Origin of the sequence: Rhizobium sp. NPDC092011, from assembly GCF_044756305.1 — a bacterium.
Taxonomy (GTDB): domain Bacteria; phylum Pseudomonadota; class Alphaproteobacteria; order Rhizobiales; family Rhizobiaceae; genus Rhizobium.
This window is the reverse complement of the sequence record NZ_JBIVSO010000002.1, coordinates 1,223,252-1,248,696: the sequence shown is the minus strand read 5'-3', so window position 1 is coordinate 1,248,696 and position 25,445 is coordinate 1,223,252. Positions and strand designations below refer to the sequence as shown.

General features: G+C 59.5%; 26 protein-coding genes. 22 read left to right on the top strand and 4 right to left on the bottom strand.

Annotated elements, in window-relative coordinates; genetic code table 11:
• Positions 1-51 precede the first annotated feature (51 nt).
• From lpxD to lpxB, 5 genes are read left to right on the top strand one after another with little or no spacing between them, the layout of a single operon-like run.
• Complete coding sequence (gene lpxD / locus ACIQJ2_RS14430) at positions 52-1,119, top strand: UDP-3-O-(3-hydroxymyristoyl)glucosamine N-acyltransferase (RefSeq protein WP_199150096.1); 1,068 nt, start codon at positions 52-54, stop codon at positions 1,117-1,119.
• Positions 1,112-1,585, top strand: a complete 474-nt coding sequence (gene fabZ, locus ACIQJ2_RS14425) for a 3-hydroxyacyl-ACP dehydratase FabZ (protein WP_199150097.1) — start codon at positions 1,112-1,114, stop codon at positions 1,583-1,585. Before lpxD ends, fabZ begins: the two co-directional genes overlap by 8 nt.
• Positions 1,582-2,397, top strand: coding sequence for an acyl-ACP--UDP-N-acetylglucosamine O-acyltransferase (gene lpxA, locus ACIQJ2_RS14420; RefSeq protein ID WP_199087384.1), 816 nt, complete (start codon positions 1,582-1,584; stop codon positions 2,395-2,397). Before fabZ ends, lpxA begins: the two co-directional genes overlap by 4 nt.
• 1 nt (position 2,398) lies before the next feature.
• Positions 2,399-3,280, top strand: a complete 882-nt coding sequence (locus ACIQJ2_RS14415) for an LpxI family protein (protein WP_199150099.1) — start codon at positions 2,399-2,401, stop codon at positions 3,278-3,280.
• On the top strand, positions 3,277-4,458 hold the full coding sequence (gene lpxB / locus ACIQJ2_RS14410) for a lipid-A-disaccharide synthase (protein WP_400672932.1): 1,182 nt from the start codon (positions 3,277-3,279) through the stop codon (positions 4,456-4,458). The genes ACIQJ2_RS14415 and lpxB overlap by 4 nt, the downstream gene beginning before the upstream one ends.
• A gap of 28 nt (positions 4,459-4,486) precedes the next feature.
• Here the strand turns inward: lpxB and gltA are convergent, their stop codons facing one another.
• Positions 4,487-5,776 (bottom strand): citrate synthase, encoded by a 1,290-nt coding sequence (gene gltA, locus ACIQJ2_RS14405; protein WP_199150101.1) that lies wholly within the window; start codon positions 5,774-5,776, stop codon positions 4,487-4,489.
• A gap of 281 nt (positions 5,777-6,057) precedes the next feature.
• On the opposite strand from gltA, the gene ACIQJ2_RS14400 reads away from it, so the two are divergent.
• On the top strand, positions 6,058-8,517 hold the full coding sequence (locus ACIQJ2_RS14400) for a ComEC/Rec2 family competence protein (RefSeq protein ID WP_400672936.1): 2,460 nt from the start codon (positions 6,058-6,060) through the stop codon (positions 8,515-8,517).
• Here the strand turns inward: ACIQJ2_RS14400 and lexA are convergent.
• The gene (gene lexA / locus ACIQJ2_RS14395; RefSeq protein WP_400672939.1) at positions 8,498-9,220 is read right to left on the bottom strand and encodes a transcriptional repressor LexA; all 723 of its coding nucleotides are present in this window, start codon (positions 9,218-9,220) and stop codon (positions 8,498-8,500) included. The two genes, ACIQJ2_RS14400 and lexA, sit on opposite strands and share 20 nt — an antisense overlap.
• A 419-nt stretch (positions 9,221-9,639) precedes the next feature.
• On the opposite strand from lexA, the gene ACIQJ2_RS14390 reads away from it, so the two are divergent.
• The 16 genes from ACIQJ2_RS14390 (at position 9,640) to ACIQJ2_RS14315 (ending at position 23,529) form a co-directional block, all read left to right on the top strand.
• A complete protein-coding gene (locus tag ACIQJ2_RS14390) occupies positions 9,640-10,527 on the top strand; it encodes a VOC family protein (RefSeq protein WP_400672941.1) in 888 nt (295 codons plus the stop codon).
• Positions 10,524-11,363: a 3-deoxy-8-phosphooctulonate synthase gene (gene kdsA, locus ACIQJ2_RS14385; protein WP_400672944.1), complete on the top strand. Its 840-nt coding sequence runs from the start codon at positions 10,524-10,526 to the stop codon at positions 11,361-11,363. The genes ACIQJ2_RS14390 and kdsA overlap by 4 nt, the downstream gene beginning before the upstream one ends.
• Before the next feature lie 148 nt (positions 11,364-11,511).
• Positions 11,512-12,786, top strand: a complete 1,275-nt coding sequence (gene eno / locus ACIQJ2_RS14380; protein ID WP_184708473.1) for a phosphopyruvate hydratase — start codon at positions 11,512-11,514, stop codon at positions 12,784-12,786.
• Positions 12,787-13,019: 233 nt separating this feature from the next.
• Positions 13,020-13,331, top strand: a complete 312-nt coding sequence (locus ACIQJ2_RS14375) for a septum formation initiator family protein (RefSeq protein ID WP_184708471.1) — start codon at positions 13,020-13,022, stop codon at positions 13,329-13,331.
• A gap of 157 nt (positions 13,332-13,488) precedes the next feature.
• On the top strand, positions 13,489-14,532 hold the full coding sequence (gene pdhA / locus ACIQJ2_RS14370) for a pyruvate dehydrogenase (acetyl-transferring) E1 component subunit alpha (RefSeq protein WP_184708469.1): 1,044 nt from the start codon (positions 13,489-13,491) through the stop codon (positions 14,530-14,532).
• Positions 14,533-14,548: 16 nt separating this feature from the next.
• The gene (locus ACIQJ2_RS14365; RefSeq protein ID WP_400672948.1) at positions 14,549-15,931 is read left to right on the top strand and encodes a pyruvate dehydrogenase complex E1 component subunit beta; all 1,383 of its coding nucleotides are present in this window, start codon (positions 14,549-14,551) and stop codon (positions 15,929-15,931) included.
• A gap of 15 nt (positions 15,932-15,946) precedes the next feature.
• Positions 15,947-17,305, top strand: a complete 1,359-nt coding sequence (locus ACIQJ2_RS14360; RefSeq protein ID WP_400672951.1) for a pyruvate dehydrogenase complex dihydrolipoamide acetyltransferase — start codon at positions 15,947-15,949, stop codon at positions 17,303-17,305.
• Positions 17,306-17,329: 24 nt separating this feature from the next.
• Entirely contained in the window at positions 17,330-17,971 is a 642-nt protein-coding gene (locus ACIQJ2_RS14355) for an SGNH/GDSL hydrolase family protein (RefSeq protein ID WP_400672954.1), read from the top strand.
• Positions 17,972-18,023: 52 nt separating this feature from the next.
• Complete coding sequence (gene lpdA / locus ACIQJ2_RS14350; protein WP_400672957.1) at positions 18,024-19,469, top strand: dihydrolipoyl dehydrogenase; 1,446 nt, start codon at positions 18,024-18,026, stop codon at positions 19,467-19,469.
• Positions 19,470-19,524: 55 nt separating this feature from the next.
• Positions 19,525-19,779, top strand: coding sequence for a GlsB/YeaQ/YmgE family stress response membrane protein (locus tag ACIQJ2_RS14345; RefSeq protein WP_199151631.1), 255 nt, complete (start codon positions 19,525-19,527; stop codon positions 19,777-19,779).
• 68 nt (positions 19,780-19,847) lie between these two features.
• Positions 19,848-20,096 carry a GlsB/YeaQ/YmgE family stress response membrane protein gene (locus tag ACIQJ2_RS14340; protein WP_400672960.1) on the top strand — a complete coding sequence of 83 codons (249 nt, stop codon included), beginning with the start codon at positions 19,848-19,850 and terminating at the stop codon, positions 20,094-20,096.
• Between the two features lie 34 nt (positions 20,097-20,130).
• On the top strand, positions 20,131-21,102 hold the full coding sequence (lipA, locus tag ACIQJ2_RS14335; RefSeq protein WP_400672963.1) for a lipoyl synthase: 972 nt from the start codon (positions 20,131-20,133) through the stop codon (positions 21,100-21,102).
• Positions 21,103-21,259: 157 nt separating this feature from the next.
• A complete protein-coding gene (locus tag ACIQJ2_RS14330) occupies positions 21,260-21,853 on the top strand; it encodes an AAA family ATPase (protein WP_400672966.1) in 594 nt (197 codons plus the stop codon).
• Positions 21,854-21,862: 9 nt separating this feature from the next.
• A complete protein-coding gene (locus ACIQJ2_RS14325) occupies positions 21,863-22,447 on the top strand; it encodes an AAA family ATPase (RefSeq protein WP_400672969.1) in 585 nt (194 codons plus the stop codon).
• Between the two features lie 59 nt (positions 22,448-22,506).
• On the top strand, positions 22,507-23,073 hold the full coding sequence (locus ACIQJ2_RS14320; RefSeq protein ID WP_400673093.1) for an AAA family ATPase: 567 nt from the start codon (positions 22,507-22,509) through the stop codon (positions 23,071-23,073).
• Positions 23,074-23,082: 9 nt separating this feature from the next.
• Complete coding sequence (locus ACIQJ2_RS14315; RefSeq protein ID WP_199151253.1) at positions 23,083-23,529, top strand: type II toxin-antitoxin system RatA family toxin; 447 nt, start codon at positions 23,083-23,085, stop codon at positions 23,527-23,529.
• Between the two features lie 15 nt (positions 23,530-23,544).
• Here ACIQJ2_RS14315 and ACIQJ2_RS14310 read toward each other — a convergent pair whose 3' ends face one another.
• Positions 23,545-24,042, bottom strand: a complete 498-nt coding sequence (locus ACIQJ2_RS14310) for a CinA family protein (RefSeq protein ID WP_400672972.1) — start codon at positions 24,040-24,042, stop codon at positions 23,545-23,547.
• A complete protein-coding gene (locus ACIQJ2_RS14305) occupies positions 24,039-25,259 on the bottom strand; it encodes a bifunctional 2-C-methyl-D-erythritol 4-phosphate cytidylyltransferase/2-C-methyl-D-erythritol 2,4-cyclodiphosphate synthase (RefSeq protein WP_400672975.1) in 1,221 nt (406 codons plus the stop codon). Before ACIQJ2_RS14305 ends, ACIQJ2_RS14310 begins: the two co-directional genes overlap by 4 nt.
• Positions 25,260-25,445: the final 186 nt, after the last annotated feature.

Genomic DNA, 25,445 nt, shown 5'->3' with positions numbered 1-25,445 from the left:
TATCGGCAGTCCAGAACTGCGGGCTTGAACACCGTTCTGGAGCTGGTGCTTATGGAACATACTGGTTTTTTCCCGCCCCATGGTGGCGTCAACTTAAAACAGTTGGCTGAATACCTTGGGGCGGAACTTGATGATACGGCCTCTGCGGAGGTCGTCGTCAGGTCTATCGCTCCTGTCCACCGGGCAGGTGAAGGCGATGTTTGCTACATTATTTCCCGGAAGAGTCGTTCCGAACTGGAGACTTGCAAGGCTTCGGCTATCATTTGCCTGCCTGCCTTGCGGTCCTTTGTTCCCGATCATGTCCCGGTCATTCTGTCGAAGCGGCCGCATACGGATTTTGCGCTCGTTGGCGCATTGCTTCATCCGCAGGCCATGCGGCCCATCGCATTCACATCGAATTCCACTGGAATTTCACCGGCTGCGGTCATTGACCCGACGGCAAGGCTCGAGGCGAATATCGGCGTAGAGCCCGGCGCAGTCATCGGCGCGGGCGCCGAAATCGGTGAGGGGACCTATATCGGCGCCAACGCTCTTATCGGGCCTGGCGTGAAGATCGGTCGCAATTGCAGCATCGGCGGTGGCGCTAGCGTGCTTTGCGCCTATCTCGGAAACGGGGTCATCATCCACAATGGCGCGAGGATCGGCCAGGACGGCTTCGGCTATGCGCCGGGACCACGTGGCATGATCAAGATCGTGCAGATCGGCCGGGTGATCATTCAGGACAATGTCGAGATCGGCGCCAATACGACGATCGATCGCGGCACCATGGATGACACCGTGATCGGCGAGGGCACCAAGATCGATAACCAGGTTCAGATCGGACATAACGTTCGCATCGGCCGCCATTGTGCTATCGTCAGCCAGGTCGGTATCGCTGGCAGCACGGTGATCGGCGATGGTGTGCAGATCGGCGGGCAGGCTGGCCTGAATGGTCACATCCACATCGGCGACGGCGTGCAGATCGGTGCCAAGAGCGGTGTTATGAACAGTATTCCAGCGGGCGAGCGCTATGCGGGTCTTCCCGCGCGGCCGTTGTGGGATTTTCTAAGGGAATCGGCGGAGATCGCTAAGCGGTCAGGAGCCAGGGATAAAAAGGACGGGAGTGCGGAGCATGACTGAGGAAGCAAAGACGTCGTTGTCGTCGGCCGATGTTCTGGAAATAATGAAGCTGTTGCCGCATCGTTATCCTTTCCTGATGGTCGACAAGATCATTGAGATCGACAGCGACAATTCTGCGATCGGCATCAAGAATGTTACGGCCAACGAGCCTCAGTTCACGGGACATTTCCCGGAAACGCCAATTATGCCGGGCGTTCTGCTCATCGAAGGCATGGCTCAGACGGCCGGGGCAATCTGTGCGAAGAAAGACGGCATCGGCGGAAACCTCGTCTACTTCATGACGATCGACAATGCCCGTTTCCGCAAGCCGGTTGTTCCGGGTGATCGTGTCGAATTCCATGTCGTCAAGCTGAAGCAGCGCGGCACGATCTGGAAATTCCATTGCGATGCCAAGGTCGACGGCAACTTGGTTGCCGAGGCGGATATCGGGGCCATGATCGTGCGGAAGGATCAGAACCAGGCATGAGCAGCATCGCAAAAAGCGCGCGCATCCATAAGCTCGCGGTCGTTGAGGATGGTGCCGTCGTTGGTGAGAATGTCGTGGTCGGACCCTTCTGCCACGTTGGCCCCAAGGTCGTGCTGCATGACGATGTGCAGCTGCTGACCCATGCCGTTGTGACCGGTCGCACGACCATCGGCAAGGGAACGAAGATATTTCCAATGGCCGTCGTTGGTGGCGATCCGCAGAGTGTTCATCACGGCGGCGAAGAGACGACGCTGGATGTCGGCGAGAATTGCACGATCCGTGAAGGCGTGACGATCAACACCGGTACGGCCGACTTCGGCGGCAAGACGATTGTCGGCAACAACAACCTGTTCCTGGCCAATTCGCATGTGGCGCACGATTGCCGCGTCGGCAACAACGTCATTCTGTCGAACAATGTCATGTTGGCGGGACATGTGATTGTCGAAGATCGGGTCATCTTCGGTGGCGGCTGCGCCGTGCATCAATTTAGCCGCATCGGCCGGCAGGCTTTTATCGGCGGCCTTTCCGCCGCAAGCTACGATGTCATTCCCTATGGCATGCTGAATGGAAACCCTGGCGTGCTTTCCGGGCTGAATATTGTCGGTATGACGCGAGCAGGCATCGAACGTGCCGTCATTCACCAGGTTCGACGCGCCTACAAGAGCATCTTCGAAGGTGAGCGCTCGATCCGGGACAACGCGGCAGCCATCCGTGACGAGTATGCCGATTGCAAGGAAGTGATGGAGATCCTCGATTTCATCGCAGCCGATAGTGATCGCGCGCTGTCGTCCCCCAATCGCGGCAAGAGCTGACGTGGGTTCGGCCGGCCAAAGCGGCAGAGGCAGGCTGGCGATCATCGCAGGCAGCGGTTTTTTGCCTGTTTATGTCGCTGACGCCGCCCGTCAGGCCGGTGAAGACCCGGTGATCATCGCCTTGACCAACGAGGCGGATCGGGATTGGTCCAGCTTCGATCACGCCAATCTCGGCGTCGGCAATTTTGCCGGACTCGAATCAACGTTTCGCCGCTACGGTGTCGATCGCGTTGTGATGTCAGGCGGCGTGGCACGTCGCCCTGCATGGCGAGAGGTGCATCCCACTTGGCGCGTCATCAAGGAACTGCCTTCCACAATAAGAACCCTTCTGTCCGGCGGTGACAACGCAGTCCTGCAGATGGTTATCCGCCTGATCGAAGCGGGTGGCGTTCGGGTTGTCGGTGCGCATGAAATCGCGCCGGATCTCTTGGCGACCACCGGTCCCCTCGGGCGGCTTTCCCCCTCGGATGAGGATCTGCGCGATATAGCCCAAGGCGCGAAGGCTGCCGACGCGCTCGGGCTTCTGGATGTCGGGCAGGGAGCGGTCAGCGTCGGCGGTCGCGTCGTCGCACTCGAGGGCGCCGAAGGCACCGACAAGATGATCGAACGGGTCGCAGAATTGCGTGCGGAAGGCCGCATATCGACACGCCGCCGTGGTGTGCTGGTCAAGCTATGCAAGCCGCAACAGGATGTTCGCGCCGATCTGCCGTCGATCGGCGTATCCACCGTGCATAACGCCAGGAAAGCCGGTCTGGCCGGTGTTGCGGTGGAGGCCGGCAGAGCTTTGGTGCTCGACCGCGAGGCGGTGATTGCAGCCGCGGACGAGGCCGGCATTTTCGTCTGCGGCATCGATCGAGGCTTGAGCGCGGAGGGCTTCTTTTGAATGCGGTGCCCTTGAAACTGGCCGTCGTGGCTGGCGAGGTTTCCGGCGACCTGCTGGGCGGCGACCTCGTTGCCTCGCTGAAGCGGCGATATGGCGGACCGGTGGAACTCATCGGTGTCGGTGGCGAGGCGCTGGAAGCCCAGGGGCTGCAGTCCCTGTTCGATTATTCTGAACTCTCCATCATGGGGTTCATCCAGGTCATCAAGCGGCTGCCAAAATTGCTGGCCCGCATCCGGCAGACCGCCGAGGCGATTATCACTGCAAAGCCTGACGTGCTTCTGATCATCGATAGCCCCGATTTCACCCATCGCGTCGCCAAGCGCGTGCGCAAGGCTCTGCCCAATCTGCCCGTTGTCAACTATGTCTGCCCCAGTGTCTGGGCGTGGAAGGAGTACCGCGCGCAGAAGATGCTCGCCTATGTCGATCATGTTCTGGCCGTGCTGCCGTTCGAGCCGGAAGCAATGCAGCGACTGGGCGGCCCGGCGACGACCTATGTCGGCCATCGACTGACTGCCGACGCAGATCTGTTGGAGACACGCAGCCGACGCGCAATACGCGATGCGAATGCAGGAAGTGGCCCGAAAACCGTGCTTCTGTTGCCCGGCTCTCGGGGCTCCGAGATCCGGCAGCTTCTGCCGGTTTTTGAGCGGGCTACCGAAGAGCTTAGCCGGAGAAACGATAAGGTCCGCTATCTGCTGCCGACCGTGCCGAAACAAGAAGCTCTGGTGCGGTCGCTGCTTGAAAGCTGGAGCACCAAGCCGGAAATTCTTGTCGGCCAGCGTGCAAAGTGGGAGGCATTCGCTTTGGCGGATGCCGCGATGGCTGCGTCGGGGACGGTGATTCTGGAACTAGGCCTGGCGGGCGTTCCTGTCGTCTCGACGTACAAGACGGAGTGGCTCGCCAGGTTCGTGATGGCGCGCATCAAGGTTTGGACGGCGGCTCTACCCAATCTCATTGCCGACTACGCCGTCCTGCCCGAGCTCATCAATGACGTCTTGCGGCCCGGCTTGCTTGCCCGATACATGGAGCGCCTCTCGACGGACACTCCCGAGCTGGCGGCGATGCTGGCCGGTTACGATCTGGTCTGGCAGCGTATGCAAACGGAGGAGCCGCCCGGCGACAAGGCGGCCGCAATCGTCCTCGAAGTTTTATCCAACAAAAAAGCCGGTCATTTCTGACCGGCTTTTTTAATGTCATTTCCGAAACTTAGCGCTTGGAAACCGGAACATACTCGCGCAGCGGCGCGCCGGTGTAGAGCTGGCGCGGACGACCGATGCGCTGATGCGGATCCTCGATCATTTCGTTCCACTGAGCGATCCAGCCGACGGTGCGGGCGAGAGCGAACAGCACGGTGAACATGGTCGTGGGGAAGCCGAGAGCCTTCAGCGTGATGCCGGAGTAGAAGTCGACGTTCGGGTAGAGCTTCTTCTCGATGAAGTATTCATCGGTCAGTGCGATACGCTCCAGCTCGATCGCGATGTCGAGCAACGGATCGTCCTTGATGCCGAGTTCGCCGAGAACTTCGTGCGCCGTCTTCTGCATGATCTTGGCGCGCGGGTCGTAATTCTTGTAAACGCGGTGACCGAAGCCCATCAGACGGAACGGATCGTTCTTGTCCTTGGCGCGGGCGATGAATTCCGGAATGCGGTCGACGGTGCCGATTTCGCTGAGCATGTTGAGCGCAGCTTCGTTGGCGCCACCATGGGCAGGACCCCAGAGGCAGGCGATGCCCGCAGCGATACAGGCGAACGGATTGGCGCCAGACGAACCCGCCAGACGAACCGTCGAGGTCGATGCATTCTGCTCGTGGTCGGCATGCAGGATGAAGATGCGGTCCATGGCGCGCGCCAGCACCGGATTGACCACATACTCTTCGCAAGGAACGGCAAAGCACATGCGCAGGAAGTTCGATGCGTAGTCGAGATCGTTCTTCGGATAAACGAACGGCTGACCGATATGGTACTTGTAGGCCATGGCGGCGAGCGTCGGCATCTTGGCGATCATGCGCAGGCTAGCGACCATGCGCTGATGCGGATCCGTGATGTCGGTCGAGTCGTGGTAGAAGGCCGAAAGGGCGCCGACACAGCCGCACATGACGGCCATCGGATGCGCGTCGCGGCGGAAACCGGTGAAGAAGCGCGACATCTGCTCATGCACCATGGTGTGGTGTACGACGCGATGATCGAAGTCCTTCTTCTGCGCGGCGGTCGGCAGTTCGCCGTAAAGGAGCAGGTAGCAGACTTCGAGGAAATCGCCGTGTTCGGCCAGCTGGTCGATCGGATAGCCGCGATGCAGCAGAACGCCTTCGTCGCCATCAATATAGGTGATGCTGGACTCGCACGACGCGGTCGAGGTGAAACCAGGATCGTAGGTGAAAGTGGAGGTGTTCTTATAAAGGGCACCAATATCAATGACACTTGGGCCGATGGTTCCGGTTTTGACCGGCAGGTCTACCGTCTTCTCACCCCAAGTTAGTTTCGCGCTTTGTTCCGTCATGCTGATCCTCCAAGATTTGGCGGGATTGACGCCATAAAAAGCGCCAAAAGGTTAAGCGACTACCGACTAGCTATATGATCCAGAGCCTAATGCCAAGTTATCCTAGTGCCAAATTGTGCATCGCAGTATCAACTTTTGGGCACTGCACTAGGCGCATGGGTCATACCACGCACCGCGGATAGATCTATTTCGTCGCAAACATGCCGATTTTGGTTGAAATCACCTAGCGGTGACGGCAAAAATCGCGCGAAAGCTGTGGTTTCGCGCGGGGCAGGCGGTGAATGCCTAATTTGGAGGCACCGGAGCAGCAAGAGGATGGCCGGGACCTTGTTCTGCCTTCGCGGCAACGCCATGCCATTGCCACAATCATCCCGCGCATCAATGCTGGACAACGGGAGCGCACGCAAGATCAGGCATCCCTGGCGGCGCGGATTTATCTCGCCCTCAACCATATGCGAGCCGTTGTTGGACGGCTTGTCGAAGAAGAGGCGGTGCATGGCCGCGCCATTCTCCTCACTCCGATCTATATGGGTGTCGGAGCGATTTTCTGGTTTAGAGTGGATAGCGATCCACCTCCGCAGACGGTTTTAACCGCATGTCTGCTTCTCACAGGCGGTTTTCTTTTCAAGCCGGAGGCGGGCCGGCTGCTGCGGCATCTGCTTTTCGCCGGCATGCTCATGAGTCTCGGCATGGCGCTTGCGCAGTGGGAAAGCTGGCGTGCCTCGACAGTCATGCTCGATTCGGCCGTAACGACGACCGTTACCGGTCGGGTCGAAAGGCGAGAGACCTATGACAATGGACGCTGGCGTTACGTCGTCAAGATCGACGCGACGGAGAAACCGTCTATTCACAGGCCGCCGGAGCGGGTCACCATCTTCGTGCGCAAACAGGCAGAGCCATTCACCCTTGGGGATCGCATTCAGGTCAGAGCCCGACTGACGCCACCGGCTGGGCCAGCTCTGCCGCGCCTCAACGATTTCGCGTTCAGTTCCTACTTCAATGGCATCGGCGCGAATGGCTTTGCCTATGGCACTCCGACACTATTATCTCCGTCTGGTGATGAAGCCGAAAGCTCGTTGCTGGACAGAGCGGACATCTGGCTCGCCGGCCTTCGCAACAGCATAGGCGACAGGATCAGAAGGACTTTGCCTGGTGACACGGGCGCCTTCGCGGCAGCACTTGTCACCGATGAGAGACGGGCGCTCTTGGACGAGGCGACGGAGGCGCTGAGAACGGCAGGTCTGACGCATATCATTGCCATTTCCGGCCTGAACATGGCCCTCTCTGCCGGCATCTTTTACATCGGCTTGCGTTATCTGTTCAGCCTGTTTCCAGGCTTGGCGCAGGCATGGCCGACCAAGAAGATTGCCGCATTCGGCGCATTGGTCACGGTAACGGCCTACTACCTCATATCCGGCTTCGGCGTATCGGCCGAACGAGCCTTCATCATGATGGCGATCATGCTGGTCGCAGTTCTCTTCGACCGGCCATCGATCAGCCTTCGAAACGTGGCACTCTCGGCGATCGTCATCCTTGTTCTATCGCCGTCGCAAGTGCTCGGGCCAAGTTTCCAGATGTCCTACGCCGCGACACTGGCGCTGGTGTCCGGTTATACGCTCTGGAAACGGCGGCAGCATCGCGAAAACATAATTTCAAGGTCGAGATTGCTGAGCCCGGTGCTGTTCGTTTCGCGCTTCTTCGGCGGCATAGTGTCGACATCCTTCATCGGTGGTGCGTCAACCGCCATTTTTTCCATAGAGCATTTTCACCGTTTGGCGACATACGGGCTGGCCGCAAATCTTGCCGCGATGCCGATCGTCTCTTTCATCGTCATGCCGTTTGGCATGGCCGCGATGCTGCTGATGCCTTTCGGCCTCGATGGGCCGCTCTGGAAAGTCACCGGAGAGGGACTGGAGATCGTCATTCTTGTCGCGAAGACGGTCGCTGGTTGGGGTGGCGATATTACCTTCGGGCGGCAACCGGCTTGGTTGATGCCGACTTTCATCGCCGGCTTTCTGGCCATGAGTGTGTTGCGAACCAAGCTGCGCCATCTTGGCTTTCTGCTGTTGCTCCTCACGGTCGGGGTAGCAGCACTTGGTTCCGGCGTACCCAAGCCTGATTTGATGATCTCCGAGGATGGCGTTTTGGTCGCGCTAAGGCAGGACGACATACTGGCAACAAATCGGGAAAGGCCGCAGGCTTTCATTTTCGAGCAATGGCAGAAAGCGATGGTTGCGGCCGACCACCAGCCACCGACCGTTCTTCCGGCCGATAGCCGGCTTCCTCAGGTCACCAAGAAGGAACGCCGCCGCCGGCTGAATGCCGACGAACAGAAAGCGGTTCGCAATGCAATGGAGGAGGCTCTCGATCGGACGATGCAGGGAAGTTTCGCGTGCCAGAAAGGTGCGTGGTGCGTGGCGATGCTTGAGAATGGCACCATATTGGTGACCATCGAAAACGCTGCCTATTTGCCGCCGGCCTGCGACACGGCGAATATCGTCGTGACGCCTATACGCCTGCGTCTCGACCGGTGTCGTTCGGGTGCTTTGCTCTATACCGGCGCCACACTGCGGCGAACCGGATCGGTGGAGATGGATCTGAGTGGCGATAAGCCGATCGTGTCTACTGCGTTCGAAAATCCACAGCGCCCCTGGACGCGGCATCGAACCTATGATTGGCGCACAGGTACATTCGGTGCGCCAATCGAGCCGAAGTCACCGGTTAGTGATAGCGGCGAATAAGCCCGACGAGCTTGCCCTGTACCTTGACGCGATCCGGGCCGAAGATGCGCGTCTCATAGGCCGGGTTAGCCGCCTCAAGGGCAATGGAGGCACCCTTCCGGCGGAAGCGCTTCAAAGTTGCCTCTTCGTCGTCGACGAGAGCAACCACGATGTCGCCCGGGTTGGCGGTTGTCGAATTGCGGATGATGACGGTGTCGCCATCGAATATTCCGGCATCGATCATCGAATCGCCTCGGACTTCCAAGGCATAGTGGTCACCTGCGCCAAGCATGTCGGCGGGAACGGTAATATCGTGGGTGTTGTTCTGGATAGCCGAGATCGGCACGCCAGCTGCGATACGACCCATTACAGGTACAGACACCGAACTGCTGTGATCGTCATTCGCCACTTTCGGCGGCGGAGGCGGAGCGACCGGCTGAGGTTTACCAAGGCTGCCTTCAATAACGCTCGGCGAGAAGCCGCGGCGCTGCTGCAGGCTGGGATTATAGGCATCCGGCAGCTTGATGACTTCGAGAGCTCTGGCTCTATTTGGCAACCTGCGGATGAAACCGCGTTCTTCCAACGCGGTAATCAGACGATGGATGCCGGATTTGGATGCCAGATCCAATGCATCCTTCATCTCGTCGAAAGATGGCGGAACGCCAGACTCTTTCATGCGTTCGTGAATGAAGAGAAGCAGTTCCTGCTGCTTGCGCGTCAACATCGTTTTGGAACCCCAGAATCAAGAAATAGTCGTGAAACAAATCCAGAACGGACACTATATGTTCCATATGTGTTCCGCAAGTACTTAAATTTCGGTAAAGTCGCGCTCGATCAATTAAAGAATTATCATTCTCGAATGGATCCATCGGCAGACCCGCGGGACGGTGCGCAATCGAGCTCATTGATAAATATGGAAGAATAGAACGAATCTGCTTTTCAACCGCGGCTTTCTAAGCTGTCTGTGCGCGGTTCCCGTAGGGGCGATATCGGACAGGGTGAGCCGGCTACGGAGGAGAATCAGCAGTCACGTTTACGAGATCGCTGTCCGAGTGTGCTGCGCTTTTGGCGAGCCTTTCGTTGCCGTCTTGAAATAGCCGATGGATGGGCGCAAATCTGCTCCGTTCGGAAATAGGAGAAGCCATGACTTCGTCGCCGCATCCGCTGGATCATCTCGTTCTGCCGACCGTCAACATTGCTCTGGCGCGCGAACGCCTCGGCAAACTCGGCTTCACGGTTGCTCCAGATGCACGCCATCCTTTCGGCACCGAGAATGCCTGCGTCTTCTTCTCCGACAAGACCTACCTGGAGCCTCTGGGCGTGGCCTCGCAGGAGCAATGCGAAGCGAGCATCGCTGACGGCAACGTCTTTGTCGCACGCGATCAGGCCTATCGGTTTCGCGTCGGGGACGATGGTTTTTCGGCAGTGGTCTTCGGCACGGATGACGCGGTTGCTGATGATGAGCGGCTGCGGGGTGCCACAATCTCGGCGGGGCCGATGCTTGATTTTTCGCGACCCATGAAGATGCCGGATGGAACGGAAACGACGGCCGGTTTTCGCCTCGCTTTTGCTGCAGATTTGCGTGCGCCGGATTTTCTGGCGTTCTGCTGTCAGCGCATCAATCCGTTAGCGGCCGACCGCACCATGCTCGAACGCCATGAAAACGGCGTCACCGGCATTGCGCGGGTGGCCATGTCGACGAACAGACCGGCTGCATTCCGGAGCTTTTTCGAGGATGTTCTCGACAGGCCCAGAATATCGGAGCATTCCTTCGGCCTGACGATTAAGGCCGCCAATGCCGATCTGGAGCTTTTAACGCCGGAAGGCATCGAGGCGTTTTACGATTTGCGCGTGAGTGACCATGATCCGGGTCTGCGGGCGCGGGCAATCCTTTTCAAAACGCGCGATCTTTCCGTGACATCGTCGCATTTCGCTGCTAACGGCGTCACATACACGCGAAAGAACAATCGTATTTTGGCGCGGCTGGCACCCGAACAGGGCGCGTTGTTCGCCTTCGAGGAGATAGCATGAGCACGAATTCCGAAGTGATTGTCGGTGAGGGAGCCTCCAAGGTCCTGTTCTCAAACACCGCCAAGCTCTCGCTGATTGCCGGCCCCTGCCAGATGGAAAGCCGCGACCATGCCTTCATGATCGCAGGCGTTCTGAAGGAACTTTGCGACAAGCTCGGCCTCGGCCTCGTCTATAAATCCTCCTACGACAAGGCGAACCGCACCTCGCTCTCCGGCAAGCGCGGTATCGGCCTTGAAAAGTCCATGGAAGTGTTCGCCGATCTGAAAAAGGAATACGGGTTTCCTGTTCTGACTGATATCCACACCGAAGAGCAATGCTCCGTCGTCGCCAAGACGGTCGATATCCTGCAGATTCCGGCCTTCCTGTCGCGCCAGACCGATCTCCTCGTCGCCGCTGCCAAGACCGGCCGTGTCATCAACGTCAAGAAGGGCCAGTTTCTGGCGCCGTGGGACATGAAGAACGTTCTTGCCAAGCTCAACGACAGCGGCAATCCGAACATTCTCCTTTGCGAGCGCGGCGCCTCCTTCGGCTACAACACGCTCGTCTCCGACATGCGCTCTCTACCGATCATGGCGGCGATGGGTGCGCCTGTCATCTTTGACGCCACCCATTCCGTGCAGCAGCCCGGAGGGCAGGGTGGCTCCAGCGGAGGCGATCGCCGATTCGTCGAGACGCTGGCGCGTGCGGCCGTGGCTGTCGGTGTAGCCGGCGTCTTCCTCGAAACGCACGAGGATCCGGACAATGCGCCGTCAGATGGCCCGAACATGGTCTATCTGAAGGATATGCCGCGGCTTCTCGAGAAGTTGCTGGCCTTCGACGCCATCGCCAAGGCTTGAAAAACACAGGCATTCAACAGGCTGACATGAATTTGCGCTAGGCGGCCTGTAGGAGTGTAAAATCAAGGCGCGGTTCCGCATTGTAATTTCCGCGCCTTCGATTATGACGATTTAAATCGATTTATAAACCAGCGAGCAGGAAGCTATCATGACCGCAATCACCGACATTATCGCCCGCGAGATTCTCGACAGCCGTGGCAATCCGACTGTCGAAGTCGATGTCTACCTCGAAGATGGCAGCATGGGCCGCGCGGCGGTTCCGTCGGGCGCTTCGACCGGCGCACATGAAGCCGTCGAGCTTCGTGATGGTGGCAAGCGCTACCATGGCAAGGGTGTCGAAAAGGCTGTCGAAGCCGTCAACTCGGAAATCTTCGATGCCATCGGCGGCATGGACGCTGAAAACCAGATCCAGCTCGACAACATCATGATCGAGCTCGACGGCACGCCGAACAAGTCGCGCCTCGGCGCCAACGCCATCCTCGGCGTTTCGCTTGCCGTTGCCAAGGCCGCTGCCCAGAGCGCTAACCTGCCGCTCTATCGCTACGTCGGCGGCGCCCACGCTCGCCTGCTGCCGGTTCCGATGATGAACATCATCAACGGCGGCGCCCATGCCGATAACCCGATCGACTTCCAGGAATTCATGATCCTGCCGGTTGGCGCCGAATCCATCCGCGACGCCGTTCGCATCGGTTCGGAAATCTTCCATGTCCTCAAGAAGGAATTGGCAGCGCAGGGCCACAACACGAACGTCGGCGATGAAGGCGGTTTCGCGCCGGGCCTCTCGAGCGCCCCGGCAGCGCTCGATTTCATCATGAAGTCGATCGAAAAGGCCGGCTACAAGCCGGGTGAAGAAGTTGCTCTCGGCCTCGACTGCGCTTCGACCGAATTCTTCAAGGACGGCAAGTACGTGCTCGAAGGCGAAGGCCGGACGCTGGAATCCGGCGCGATGGCAGAATACCTCGCTCAACTCGCAGCTCAGTATCCGATCATTTCGATCGAAGACGGCATGGCCGAAGACGACTGGGAAGGCTGGAAGACGCTCACCGACCTGATCGGCAAGAAGACCCAGCTCGTCGGCGACGACCTTTTCGTCACCAACTCTGCTCGTCTGCGCGACGGTATCCGCATGGGCGTTGCCAACTCGATCCTGGTCAAGGTCAACCAGATCGGCTCGCTCACGGAGACACTCGACGCCGTCGAAACCGCGCATAAGGCCAACTACACGGCCGTCATGTCGCACCGTTCGGGCGAAACGGAAGACTCCACGATCGCCGATCTCGCCGTTGCCACCAACTGCGGCCAGATCAAGACCGGCTCGCTGTCGCGCTCCGACCGTCTTGCCAAGTACAACCAGCTTATCCGCATCGAGGAAGCGCTTGGCCCGCAGGCGAAGTATGCAGGCCGCTCCATCCTGCGCGGTTGATGCCTGATTGGCGGCATCTCGCAGATCCGCAAATCGCGTGTTGTGTTGAAATCGAACCGCGCCCCAGGGCGCGGTTTTTTGTTGGCTGGCGTAGTTAGAGTCAACGGACGGTTAATCTCTGCCGGTTAATTTAGCGCTAGGTGTTTGATTTGATGTGATCTTGTCTATGGCCGCAATGTTCGCGGCGCCAACCTTGATGAGATCGCCCAACGGCAAGAGCGTTTCGAGCGAGTATGTGGACAAAGTATCATAAGAAGAGAAAGTTCGGCCGTTTCATTCTGCCCGCCATTACGATCGCTTTTGTGAGTTACTTCGGTTATCATTGCGTTCACGGCGACTACGGCCTGAAGGCAACCGAGGTTTTCGAACAGCGTCGCATCGACCGTAGCAAGGAATTGGCGGATCTCGTCGCCAAGCGCGAGCACCTCGAAAAGGAGGTCGCTCTGCTGAGCGACGGCTCCCTGGATAAGGATATGCTCGACCAGTATGCGCGCTATCAGCTAACGTATTCCAAGGCGAACGAGATCGTCATTTTCAATAAATAGCCATAATTAACCGAATTCCGGTTAATTGGATTTTTGCGAGCTATATCAATACCTTGCAAAGAATATGAGCCATGCAATTATGGCATTGCTGTAGCGGATAATCTTGCCTATGTTACGCCTCGACAAGAAACGAGGCTACTCACACAGGGAGGGTTGAATGGCGCCGCGAAAAAACGCGTCCGTTTCCAGCCGTAAAACAGCATCAAGATCCGCCAAGGAAACCAATGGCGGTCCGATCGCGGATTTCGATCGTGATGCGGAGCTCAACGCTTATCGTGAGATGCTCTTGATCCGCCGCTTCGAAGAGAAGGCCGGCCAGCTTTACGGCATGGGCTTCATCGGCGGCTTCTGTCATCTTTACATCGGCCAGGAAGCTGTCGTCGTCGGCATGCAGATGGCTTTGAAGGATGGCGACCAGGTCATCACCGGCTATCGTGATCACGGTCATATGCTGGCAACCGGCATGAGCGCACGTGGCGTCATGGCCGAGTTGACTGGGCGCCAGGGCGGCTATTCCCGAGGGAAGGGCGGCTCCATGCACATGTTCTCCAAGGAAAAGAATTTCTACGGCGGCCACGGCATCGTCGGTGCCCAGGTCTCGCTCGGTACCGGTCTCGGCTTTGCCAACTGGTATCGCGGCAATGACAATGTCAGCGTCGCCTATTTTGGCGATGGCGCTGCCAACCAGGGCCAGGTCTACGAAAGCTTCAACATGGCGCAGCTCTGGAAGCTGCCGGTGATTTTCGTCATCGAAAACAACCGCTACGCCATGGGCACCTCGACCGCCCGAGCAACGGCGCAGGCTGACTTCTCCAAGCGCGGCGCCTCCTTCGGCATTCCCGGCATTCAGGTTGACGGCATGGACGTTCGTGCGGTGAAGGCTGCGGCTGACGAAGCCGTTGCTCATTGCCGTTCGGGCAAGGGTCCGATCATCCTTGAGATGCTGACCTACCGTTATCGCGGCCACTCCATGTCCGACCCGGCGAAATATCGCTCCAAGGACGAAGTGCAGAAGATGCGCTCGGAGCATGACCCGATCGAGCAGGTTCGCGCTCGCCTTCTCGAAAAAGGCTGGGCGACCGAGGACGATCTGAAGGATATCGACAAGGATGTCCGCGACATCGTCGCAGACAGCGCCGATTTCGCTCAGAACGATCCTGAGCCGGATGCATCCGAGCTCTACACCGACATTCTGCTCTAAATCGGGGAGGGACACTATGCCCATCGACATTCTCATGCCCGCCCTTTCTCCGACGATGGAAGAGGGTACACTTTCGAAATGGCTCAAGAAGGAAGGCGACAAGGTCGTTTCCGGTGACGTCATTGCCGAAATCGAAACCGACAAGGCCACCATGGAAGTGGAAGCCGTCGACGAAGGCATCATCGGCAAGCTGCTGGTCGACGCCGGCACCGAAGGCGTCAAGGTCAACGCCAAGATCGCGATCCTATTGCAGGATGGTGAATCGGCCGATGCCATTTCGTCGGCGAAGGCAGCTCCTGCTGCTGAGCCGGTAAAGACCGAAGCTCCCGCCGCCGCTCCGGCTCCGGCAGCTGCGCCGGTTCCGGCCCAGCCGAAGGTTACCGCTGCCGCCGATCCGGAAATTCCGGCCGGCACCGAAATGGTGTCGATGACGGTGCGTGAAGCGCTGCGCGACGCGATGGCCGAAGAAATGCGCGCCAACCCGGACGTTTTCGTCATGGGTGAAGAAGTGGCCGAGTACCAGGGCGCCTACAAGGTTACCCAGGGCCTGCTGCAGGAATTCGGCGCTCGCCGCGTCATCGACACCCCGATCACCGAGCATGGTTTTGCCGGTATCGGCGTCGGCGCTGCGATGGCCGGTCTTCGCCCGATCGTCGAGTTCATGACCTTCAACTTCGCCATGCAGGCGATCGACCAGATCATCAACTCGGCCGCCAAGACGCTCTACATGTCCGGCGGCCAGATGGGCGCTCCGATCGTCTTCCGCGGACCGAACGGCGCTGCTGCCCGCGTCGGCGCTCAGCACAGCCAGGACTATGCTTCCTGGTACAGCCATATTCCAGGCCTCAAGGTCGTCATGCCCTACACGGCAGCCGACGCCAAGGGGCTGCTCAAGGCTGCGATCCGCGATCCGAACCCGGTCATCTTCCTTGAGAATGAAATCCTCTACGGTCAGCACTTCGACGTGCCGAAGCTGGATAACTTCGTTCTGCCGATCGGCAAGGCTCGCATTCATCGTCCGGGCAAGGACGTTACCGTCGTCTCCTTCGGCATCGGCATGACCTATGCCACGAAGGCCGTCGCCGAGCTGGAAGCCCAGGGCATCGATGTCGAACTCATCGACCTGCGCACCATCCGTCCGATGGATCTTCCGACAATCATCGAATCGGTCAAGAAGACCGGTCGCCTGGTCACCGTCGAGGAAGGCTATCCGCAGTCCTCCGTCGGCACGGAAATTGCCACCCGCGTCATGCAGCAGGCCTTCGACTATCTCGATGCGCCGATCCTGACGATCGCTGGCAAGGACGTACCCATGCCATACGCCGCCAACCTCGAAAAGCTGGCGCTCCCGAGCGTCGCTGAAGTGGTCGATGCGGTGAAGGCCGTTTGCTACAAGTAAGGGGAGGGCTCATCGATGCCTATCAACATCACTATGCCTGCCCTCTCGCCGACCATGGAAGAGGGTAACCTCGCCAAGTGGCTCGTCAAGGAAGGCGACAAGATCAAGTCCGGCGATGTGATCGCCGAGATCGAGACTGACAAGGCAACGATGGAAGTCGAGGCCGTCGATGAAGGCACCGTCGCCAAGATCGTCGTTCCAGCCGGCACCGAAGGCGTGAAGGTCAATGCCCTGATCGCCGTGATCGCCGCCGATGGTGAAGATGTCGCTGCTGCAGCTTCCGGCGCGGCCGCTGCTGCTCCGGCTGCCAAGGAAGCACCGAAGGCAGAAGCGGCCCCTGCGGCCGCGCCTGCTTCGGCAAGCGTTTCGGCTCCTGCCGCACCCGCCCCGGCTCCGGTCGCATCGGCTCCTGCTGCAGGCGACGGTCATCGCACTTTCGCGTCGCCGCTCGCACGCCGTCTGGCCAAGGAAGCCGGCATCGATGTGACGGCTGTTTCCGGCACGGGCCCGCATGGCCGCGTCATCAAGAAGGACGTTGAAGCTGCTGTTTCCGGCGGAGCCGCCAAGGCTGCTCCGGCAGCAGCACCGGCTGCACAGCCCGCCGCCGCTGCTGCTCCGGCCGCACCGAAGGGCATGTCCGACGATGCCGTCCTCAAGCTGTTCGAGCAGGGTTCTTACGAGCTCGTGCCGCATGACGGCATGCGCAAGACGATCGCCAAGCGCCTGCAGGAATCCAAGCAGACGATCCCGCACTTCTACGTCTCGGTCGATTGCGAACTCGATGCACTGCTGGCGCTCCGCACGCAGCTCAACGATTCCGCGCCGAAGTCGAAGGACGGCGTTCCGGCCTACAAGCTCTCTGTCAACGACATGGTCATCAAGGCCCTGGCGCTGGCGCTGCGCGATGTTCCGGATGCCAACGTCTCCTGGACCGACAGCAACATGGTCAAGCACAAGCATGCCGATGTCGGTGTTGCCGTCTCCATTCCGGGCGGCCTGATCACGCCGATCATCCGCAGCGCCGAGCAGAAGACGCTCTCCACCATCTCCAACGAGATGAAGGACTACGGCAAGCGCGCCAAGGAGCGCAAGCTGAAGCCCGAGGAGTATCAGGGCGGTACGACTGCCGTGTCGAACATGGGCATGATGGGCGTCAAGAACTTCGCCGCCGTCGTCAACCCGCCGCATGCGACCATTCTGGCCGTCGGCGCTGGCGAACAGCGTGTCATCGTCAAGAAGGGCGAAATGGTGATTGCCAACGTGATGACCGTCACGCTGTCGACCGACCATCGCGCTGTCGACGGTGCGCTGGGCGCCGAGCTTCTGGCAGCCTTCAAGGGCTACATCGAAAATCCGATGGGGATGCTCGTCTGAGCCTTGGCAATACGGAGGGCATGAATGACCAAGACTGTTCTGTGTTACGGCGACTCGCTGACATGGGGCTACAGCGCCGAGACGGTCGGCCGTCATGCCTATGAAGATCGGTGGCCGAGCGTGCTGCAAAAGGCGCTCGGCAGCCAGGTTCGCGTGATCCCCGAGGGGTTGAACGGTCGCACGACCGCTTTCGACGATCATCTTGCCGATTGCGATCGCAACGGTGCAAGGATCCTGCCGACGATCTTGCAGACTCATAATCCGCTCGATCTGGTCATCATCCTGCTCGGCACCAACGACATGAAGCCGATCGTTGCAGGCTCGGCTTTCGCTGCCCTGCAGGGCATCAGCAGGTTGGTACAGCTTGTGCGCAATCATGCCTGGGGGTTCGACTACGAGGTGCCCGATATCCTCATCGTCGCCCCGCCGGCAATTTCCGAGACCGCCAATGCCGCTTTCGCGGCGAGCTTTCTCGGTGCAGTCAAGGAATCGAGCAAGCTGCCGACGCTCTACAGCGATCTGGCCGACGAGCTGGGTTGCGGCTTCTTCGATGCCAACACGGTCGCCGTTACCACGCCGCTCGATGGCGTCCATCTCGATGCGGAAAACACCCGGGCGCTCGGTCGCGGCCTCGAGCCGATCGTGCGGATGATGCTCGGTCTCTGATACAGTCAAGGCGCCGGCTTCGATCCGCCGCCACCAATAAGGCAGGAAACACATGGCTGAGAATTACGACGTCATTATCATCGGCTCCGGTCCCGGCGGTTATGTCGCCGCCGTGCGCGCCGGCCAGCTTGGCCTGAAGACCGCGATCGTCGAGCGCGAGCACCTGGGCGGCATCTGCCTCAACTGGGGCTGCATCCCCACAAAGGCGCTGCTCCGCTCCGCTGAAATCCTCGATCATTCCAACCATCTCAAGGATTACGGCCTCGTTCTCGAAGGCAAGGTAAGTGCTGATGTGAAGGCGGTCGTCGCCCGCTCGCGCGGCGTTTCCGCCCGTTTGAACACCGGTGTCGGCTTCCTGATGAAGAAGAACAAGGTCGACGTCATCTGGGGCGAAGCCAAGATTACCAAGCACGGCGAGATCGTCGTCAGCAAGTCGACCAAGCCGGTCGTCGAGCCGCAGCATCCGGTGCCGAAGAACGTCAAGGGCGAGGGCACCTATACCGCCAAGCACATCATCGTCGCGACTGGCGCACGTCCGCGCGCTCTGCCCGGCATCGAGCCGGATGGCAAGCTGATCTGGACCTATTTCGAGGCGCTGAAGCCGGACTTCCTGCCCAAGTCGCTGCTCGTCATGGGCTCGGGCGCGATCGGCATCGAATTCGCAAGCTTCTATCGCTCGATGGGCGTCGATGTCACCGTCGTCGAAGTCATGCCGACGATCATGCCGGTCGAAGATGCCGAAGTCTCGGGCATCGCCCGCAAGCAGCTTGAGAAGCGCGGCCTGAAGATCTTCACCAAGGCGAAGGTCATCAAGGTCGACAAGGCTGCCAACAGCATCACCGCCCACGTCGAAACCGAAGACGGCAAGGTTCAGCAGATCGTTGCCGACCGCATGATCTCGGCCGTCGGGGTCCAGGGCAACATCGAAAACCTCGGTCTCGAGGCGCTCGGCGTGAAGACCGATCGTGGCTGCGTCGTCATCGACGGCTACGGCAAGACCAACGTGCCGGGCATCTACGCGATCGGCGACGTTGCCGGTCCGCCGATGCTGGCACACAAGGCCGAGCATGAGGGCGTCGTCTGCATCGAGAAGATCGCCGGCCTGCCGAATGTTCACCCGACGGACAAGAGCAAGGTCCCGGGCTGCACTTATTGCCACCCGCAGGTCGCCTCCGTCGGCCTGACCGAAGCCAAGGCCAAGGAACTCGGTCGCGATATCCGCGTGGGCCGTTTCTCCTTCGTTGCCAACGGCAAGGCGATTGCGCTGGGCGAGGATCAAGGCCTCTGCAAGGTGATCTTCGACAAGAAGACGGGCGAGCTCCTGGGCGCGCACATGGTCGGCGCCGAGGTTACCGAACTCATCCAGGGCTTCGTCGTCGCGATGAACCTGGAGACGACGGAAGAAGAGCTGATGCACACGATCTTCCCGCATCCGACCGTTTCGGAGACGATGAAGGAAGCCGTGCTCGACGCCTATGGCAGGGTTCTGAACGCTTGATAATTTCCTGCCATGCCCTTTATCCAAGGGGTGGAAAACAGGAAAGGAAATCAACATGTCTATAGCTGCGCAGGGTTGGGTCGTCTTTCTTCTTATCGGTCTGGTCGCGGGGTTTCTCGCGAGCCTGATCGTCGGCGGCGGCGGCCTCATCGGTTGCCTGCTGAGCGGCGTGATCGGCGCTTTTGTGGGCGGTTTCCTGTTCAATTACTTCGGGATTTCGCTCGGCATTGAAAATGCGCTTGTCGTGGAGATCATCCATGCCACCGTGGGCGCGATAGTCGTGGTGCTGCTGGCGAGATTGATCGTCTAGCGGTTCATCGGTAAGAGGCACACGGCGTTCCAAAGGATCATCCTGAGGGCGCTTGGAACGAGGGTTTGATGGAAAGCGTAGGTTGGCTGGGTCTGATCATCATCGGCGGTCTTGCGGGTTGGCTCGCTGGCAAGCTGATGGAAGCGCGCTATGGGATCATTCTCAACATCATCCTCGGTATTGCCGGTTCGGTGGTCGCTGCAGGGCTTTTGGTGGCCCTGCATGTCGGCGTACCTGGTGGCCGGCTCGGCTTTTTCATCACCGGTTTCATCGGTGCATGCATTCTGATATTCCTCGCCAAAGTCGCACGGCGATGAAGGGCCGCAAGTAGCGGCGGAAAGTAGACGTTTCATGGTCACCATTCTCGACACGATCAACCCGGAAGCCAAGCGCGTACGACACCCGGAGAAGGCGCATCGGCCGGATACCGAAGTCTTGCGCAAGCCGGACTGGATCCGCGTCAAGGCGCCGACCTCAAAGGGCTATGCCGAAACCCGCTCGATCGTGAAGGAGCACAAACTCGTCACAGTTTGCGAGGAGGCCGGTTGCCCGAACATCGGCGAGTGCTGGGACAAGAAGCACGCCACCTTTATGATCATGGGCGAGATCTGTACGCGCGCCTGCGCTTTCTGCAATGTCTCGACCGGCAAGCCGAACGCGCTCGACATGGCCGAGCCGGAAAACGTCGCGAAGGCCGTCAAGGAGATGGGCCTCAGCCACGTTGTCATCACCTCGGTCGACCGTGACGACCTGGAAGATGGCGGTGCGGAGCATTTCGAGAAGGTCATCTGGGCGATCCGCGCCGCTTCGCCGGGAACCACCATCGAAATCCTGACGCCGGACTTCCTGAAGAAGCCGGGCGCTCTGGAGCGGGTCGTCGCCGCCAAGCCCGACGTTTTCAACCACAATATGGAAACCGTGCCCGGCAATTACCTGAAGGTACGTCCCGGCGCGCGCTACTTCCATTCGGTTCGCCTGCTGCAGCGGGTGAAGGAACTGGACCCCACGATGTTCACCAAGTCGGGTATCATGGTGGGCCTCGGCGAAGAGCGTAACGAAGTCCTGCAGCTGATGGATGACCTGCGCACCGCCGACGTCGACTTCCTGACCATTGGCCAGTATCTGCAGCCGACGCGCAAGCATCATCAGGTCATGAGCTTCGTGACGCCGGACGAGTTCAAGTCCTACGAGACTGTGGCTTACACCAAGGGCTTCCTGATGGTGTCCTCGAGCCCGCTGACGCGCTCCTCGCATCATGCCGGCGACGATTTCGAGCGTCTGCGTGCCGCTCGCGCCAAGAAGCTGCTGCTGGCAGCGGAGTAAGCCGAAAACCATCCAGCTTTATCTTTCGAACGAACCGCGGCGATTGTGCCGCGGTTTTTGTTCGCGCCGTCATCTCTTCGTCATGTGAGCGGCTTAGGGAACACGCCGCCGTTTGTCACCGGTATCGGCGCTTTAGATTCGATCATGGAGCTGGACCGTGGAGCAGATCGTCGCGCCGCAAGCGCTTTCCCATGCCGTCGAAATAGATGAGGCCGCAGGCATCCTGCAGAAGGCGGAGCGTGTCCTTGTTATCGGTTGCTCGGGCACCGGCAAGAGCACCTTGGCGCAGGCGATCGCATCTTTGCGCGGTCTTGCCTACGTGTCGATGGATCGGGATATCTTCTGGCTGCCGGGCTGGCAGTTGCGGCCGCGCGCGGAATCCATCGCGCTGATCGAGCAGGCAGTGGCAGGGCCGCGTTGGATCATGGATGGCAACAGCCCGGGAACATTGCCGTTGCGGCTGCCACGCGCAGATATCGTCATTTGGCGAAGGCCGCCGAGGCACATTGCGCTGAGGGGTGTCGTTTCCCGCTGGCTGCGCTACCGAGGCCGGTCTCGGCCGGAAATGGCGCCTGGATGTCCGGAACGCCTTGATTGGAAATTTCTACGTTACATCTGGACATTCGAGCGCAATGAAGCGCCGCAGTTTCGGGACATGCTTGAGCGACACGGCGGCAATGTGCCTGTCGTGACCTTGATATCCTATCGTGACGGCGAAGAACTGCTTTCACGTCTCCGAAGCAAGATCTAAGAGGCTGCAATGGATCAGCTGACGATACCTGCATTGCAGAGCGAGGTGCACGACCTCTCCGAAGCGGCCGATCATATCCGCAGGGCGAACCGTATACTCGTCATGGGTTGCTCCGGGGGCGGCAAATCGACCCTGTCGCAGCAGATCGCCGCTCGTTTCGGCCTCGCCTATGTCTCCATCGATCGCGACGTCCTGTGGCTACCCGGCTGGGTGGAGCGCGGCAAGCAAGAGCAGCGCGCTATCATCGTCGCCAAGGTTCAGGAAGAGAGATGGATCCTGGATGGTACAAATCCATCGACATTCGATGTGCGCCTGCCACGCGCCGATTTCGTCATCTGGGTGCGGATGCCACGTCTGCTATGCATCTGGGGTGCGATCTCGCGCTGGGTCAAATGGATGGGCAGAACGCGGCCGGAAATGGCGCCGGGCTGCATCGAGAAGGTTGATTGGCAGTTCCTGCGTTTCATCTGGACGTTCGAAGAGAAATTCGCGCCCCGCGTTCTTGCGGGTCTTCTGCGATATGGCTCGGATGTACCGATCCTTCAATTATCGAGTCGCCGGCAGATGCGTCAGTTGCTCGATTTGCTTGCATAGGCATAATAAGCACACTCAAATGACAAAATATCGTGCCTGTCTGACCGCGGGAGATGGACATGCAGGAGTTGGTGAGCATTGCAGACGGAGCGGCCCATCTTAAGGCAGCTAACCGTGTCCTCATCGTGGGGTGTTCGGGCGGCGGCAAATCGACATTGGCGCAGAAGATCGGCCCTTGTCTGAATTTACCCTACGTCTCCATGGATCGGGAGTTTTTCTGGCTGCCGGGCTGGGTGAACCGAAACAAGGCGGAAGAGCGCGCCTTGATCGCGGCGAAAGTTGCCGAGGCGCGCTGGTTGATCGACGGGACGGCTCCCTCCAGCTTTGATCTCAGATTGCCACGCACTGATCTTGTTTTGTGGGTGCGTATGCCGCGCTGGCTATGTGTCTGGGGAGTTCTATCCAGAACGCTGCGTTGGCTGGGTCGGTCCCGACCGGAAATGGCGCCGGGTTGTCCCGAGCGTTTCGATTGGGAATTCTTGCGTTACATCTGGACGTTCGAAAAGAAATTCTCACCCAAAGTTCTGGCCGGCCTCGCACAGCATGGCCCGAACGTACCCGTTTTACAGCTGAAATCCCGCGGCGAAATGCGTCAGCTTCTTGATCTTCTTGGCCGTCCTGCTTAATTGCGGCTCATGCCTCAGTTCGAAACTCATCGCCCAGTTCCGCATTCCCCCGACCAGATGTTCGACCTTGTCGCAGACGTCGAGCGTTATCCGGAGTTCCTGCCGCTCTGCGAGGCGCTCGCGGTCCGCAGCCGCAAGGAGCGCGACGGCAAGATCCTGCTGATTGCCGATATGACCGTCGGCTACAAGGCGATCCGCGAAACCTTTACGACGCAAGTGCTGCTGAACAAGGCCGAGCGTGCGATCGATGTGAAATACATCGACGGCCCGTTCAAATATCTCGACAATCGCTGGCGCTTCACGCCCGCTGAAAATGGCGGCAGTGTCATCGATTTCTTCATCGATTACGAGTTCAAGAGCCGTATTCTCGGGGCCTTGATGGGGTCGATGTTCGACCGGGCCTTCCGCATGTTCACGGATGCCTTCGAGACGCGCGCCAACAAGATCTACGCCTGAAGCCGGGGTTCGGCCCTACTTGCCCAGAGTGACGAGCATTTCCAACGCAGTCTGCAATGTTGCGAGGCGAACCTTGTCGCGGCCGATATCGCCGTAGCGCATTTCATGATGGATGAGTGCGCCGCTGCGCGCCTTGGCCGCAAGATGGACAAGCCCTACAGGCTTTTCCGCTGAGCCGCCGCCGGGGCCGGCGACGCCGGTGACCGCCACGGCAAAATCGGCCCGCGAGCGGAAGAGGGCGCCATGCACCATCTGCAGCGCCGTCTCCTTCGAAACCGCGCCGAATTGCGCCAGCGTCTGCTCCTGGACGCCGAGCATCTCCATCTTCGCAATGTTGGTATAGGTGACGAAGCCGCGATCGACGACGGCGGACGAGCCGGGAATTTCCGTCAGTGCGCCGGCGATCAAGCCACCGGTGCAGGATTCAGCCGTGGCGACCATCCAGGCCCTCGCGGTGAAGTCGGTGACGATCTTCTGAGCGAGTGCGATAATCTCATCGGGAAAATGCATCATGCCTTGCCTCCGCGATAGACGACGGTCGCCGTTGCGATGGCGGCGATGCCCTCGCGGCGACCGATGAAGCCGATTTTTTCGTTGGTCGTTGCCTTGACCGAGCAGCGATCGATGCTGATGCCCAGAAATTCGGAAAGCTTGGCCCGCATGACGTCGCGATGCGGCCCGACCTTTGGCGCCTCGGCAATCAGCGAGACGTCCGCATTCATGATCGTACCGCCGCGTTCGCGCACGATCTTCGCGGCGTGCTCGATGAAGATCCGGGACGGTGCGCCTTTCCATTGCGGATCGGACGGCGGAAAATGATCGCCGATGTCGCCAGCGCCGCATGTGGCAAGCAGGGCATCGGTGAGGGCATGCAGGGCCACATCAGCATCCGAATGCCCCTTCAGCCGCTGGTCGTGCGGGATGAAGACGCCGCAAAGGGTGACGCCGTCGCCGGGCTCCAGCTGGTGCACGTCATAGCCATTGCCGGTGCGCACATCGGGCAGCAGACCGGCGGTCAGCTTTTCATCGGCCATGGCAATATCCCTCTTGATCGTCAGTTTTACATTGTCGGCACTGCCGGTCACCAATGTCACCGGCAGGTTACACCATTCGGCGATCGCCGCATCGTCGGTGAAATCGCTCTTGCCTTCAGCAGCCGCCTTTTCATGTGCGGCCAGAATATCGGCGAAGCGGAAAGATTGCGGCGTCTGCGCAGCATGAAGTCCGGCGCGCGGCACGGTCTCGGCCACCAAGCCGCTCGCGTCTCCGCGCTTCAGCGTGTCGCTGACCGGCATGGCAGGCAGAACGGCAGGTGCGCCCGAGGCAAGGGCCGCAGTGACGCGATCCAGCAGATCATGGTCGAAGAAGGGGCGCACGGCATCGTGGATCATGACATGCGTGATGCCGCTCTCCTTCAATTGCGTTAACCCCGCCAGTACCGATTGCTGGCGCGTTGCACCGCCAAAGGCGATCTCGATCTCAGGCATTTCAGCGACTTGACTCAGCGCGGAGCGGAGCAGCTCTTCATCATCTCGGTGAATGACGACGACGATCTTCGATGCCTGTGGCCATGTCACGAATCTTTCAAGCGTATGCGCAATAACCGCTTTGCCGCCGATCGGGCGATATTGTTTCGGGCCTTCTTCGGGCGAGCCCGCCCGCTCGCCGCGCCCGGCGGCAACGATCACGATTCCCACCGACAACGGTTGCGTTGAATGCATTTGCGTCATAAACCCCCGAAATATGAAAGGCTCGGTCTTCGGCATGGCTTTGAAAAGCGTAAAGCTTTCCTTTGAACAAGCACATGCTAAATAGATCGCCAAAACGGGATCCTGCTTCAGCAGGGTCTATCGCCTCAACCGAGAACTTTCCAGCATTTGCCCAAAAAATATCGAGGCTCTTCGAAACCTCTTGGC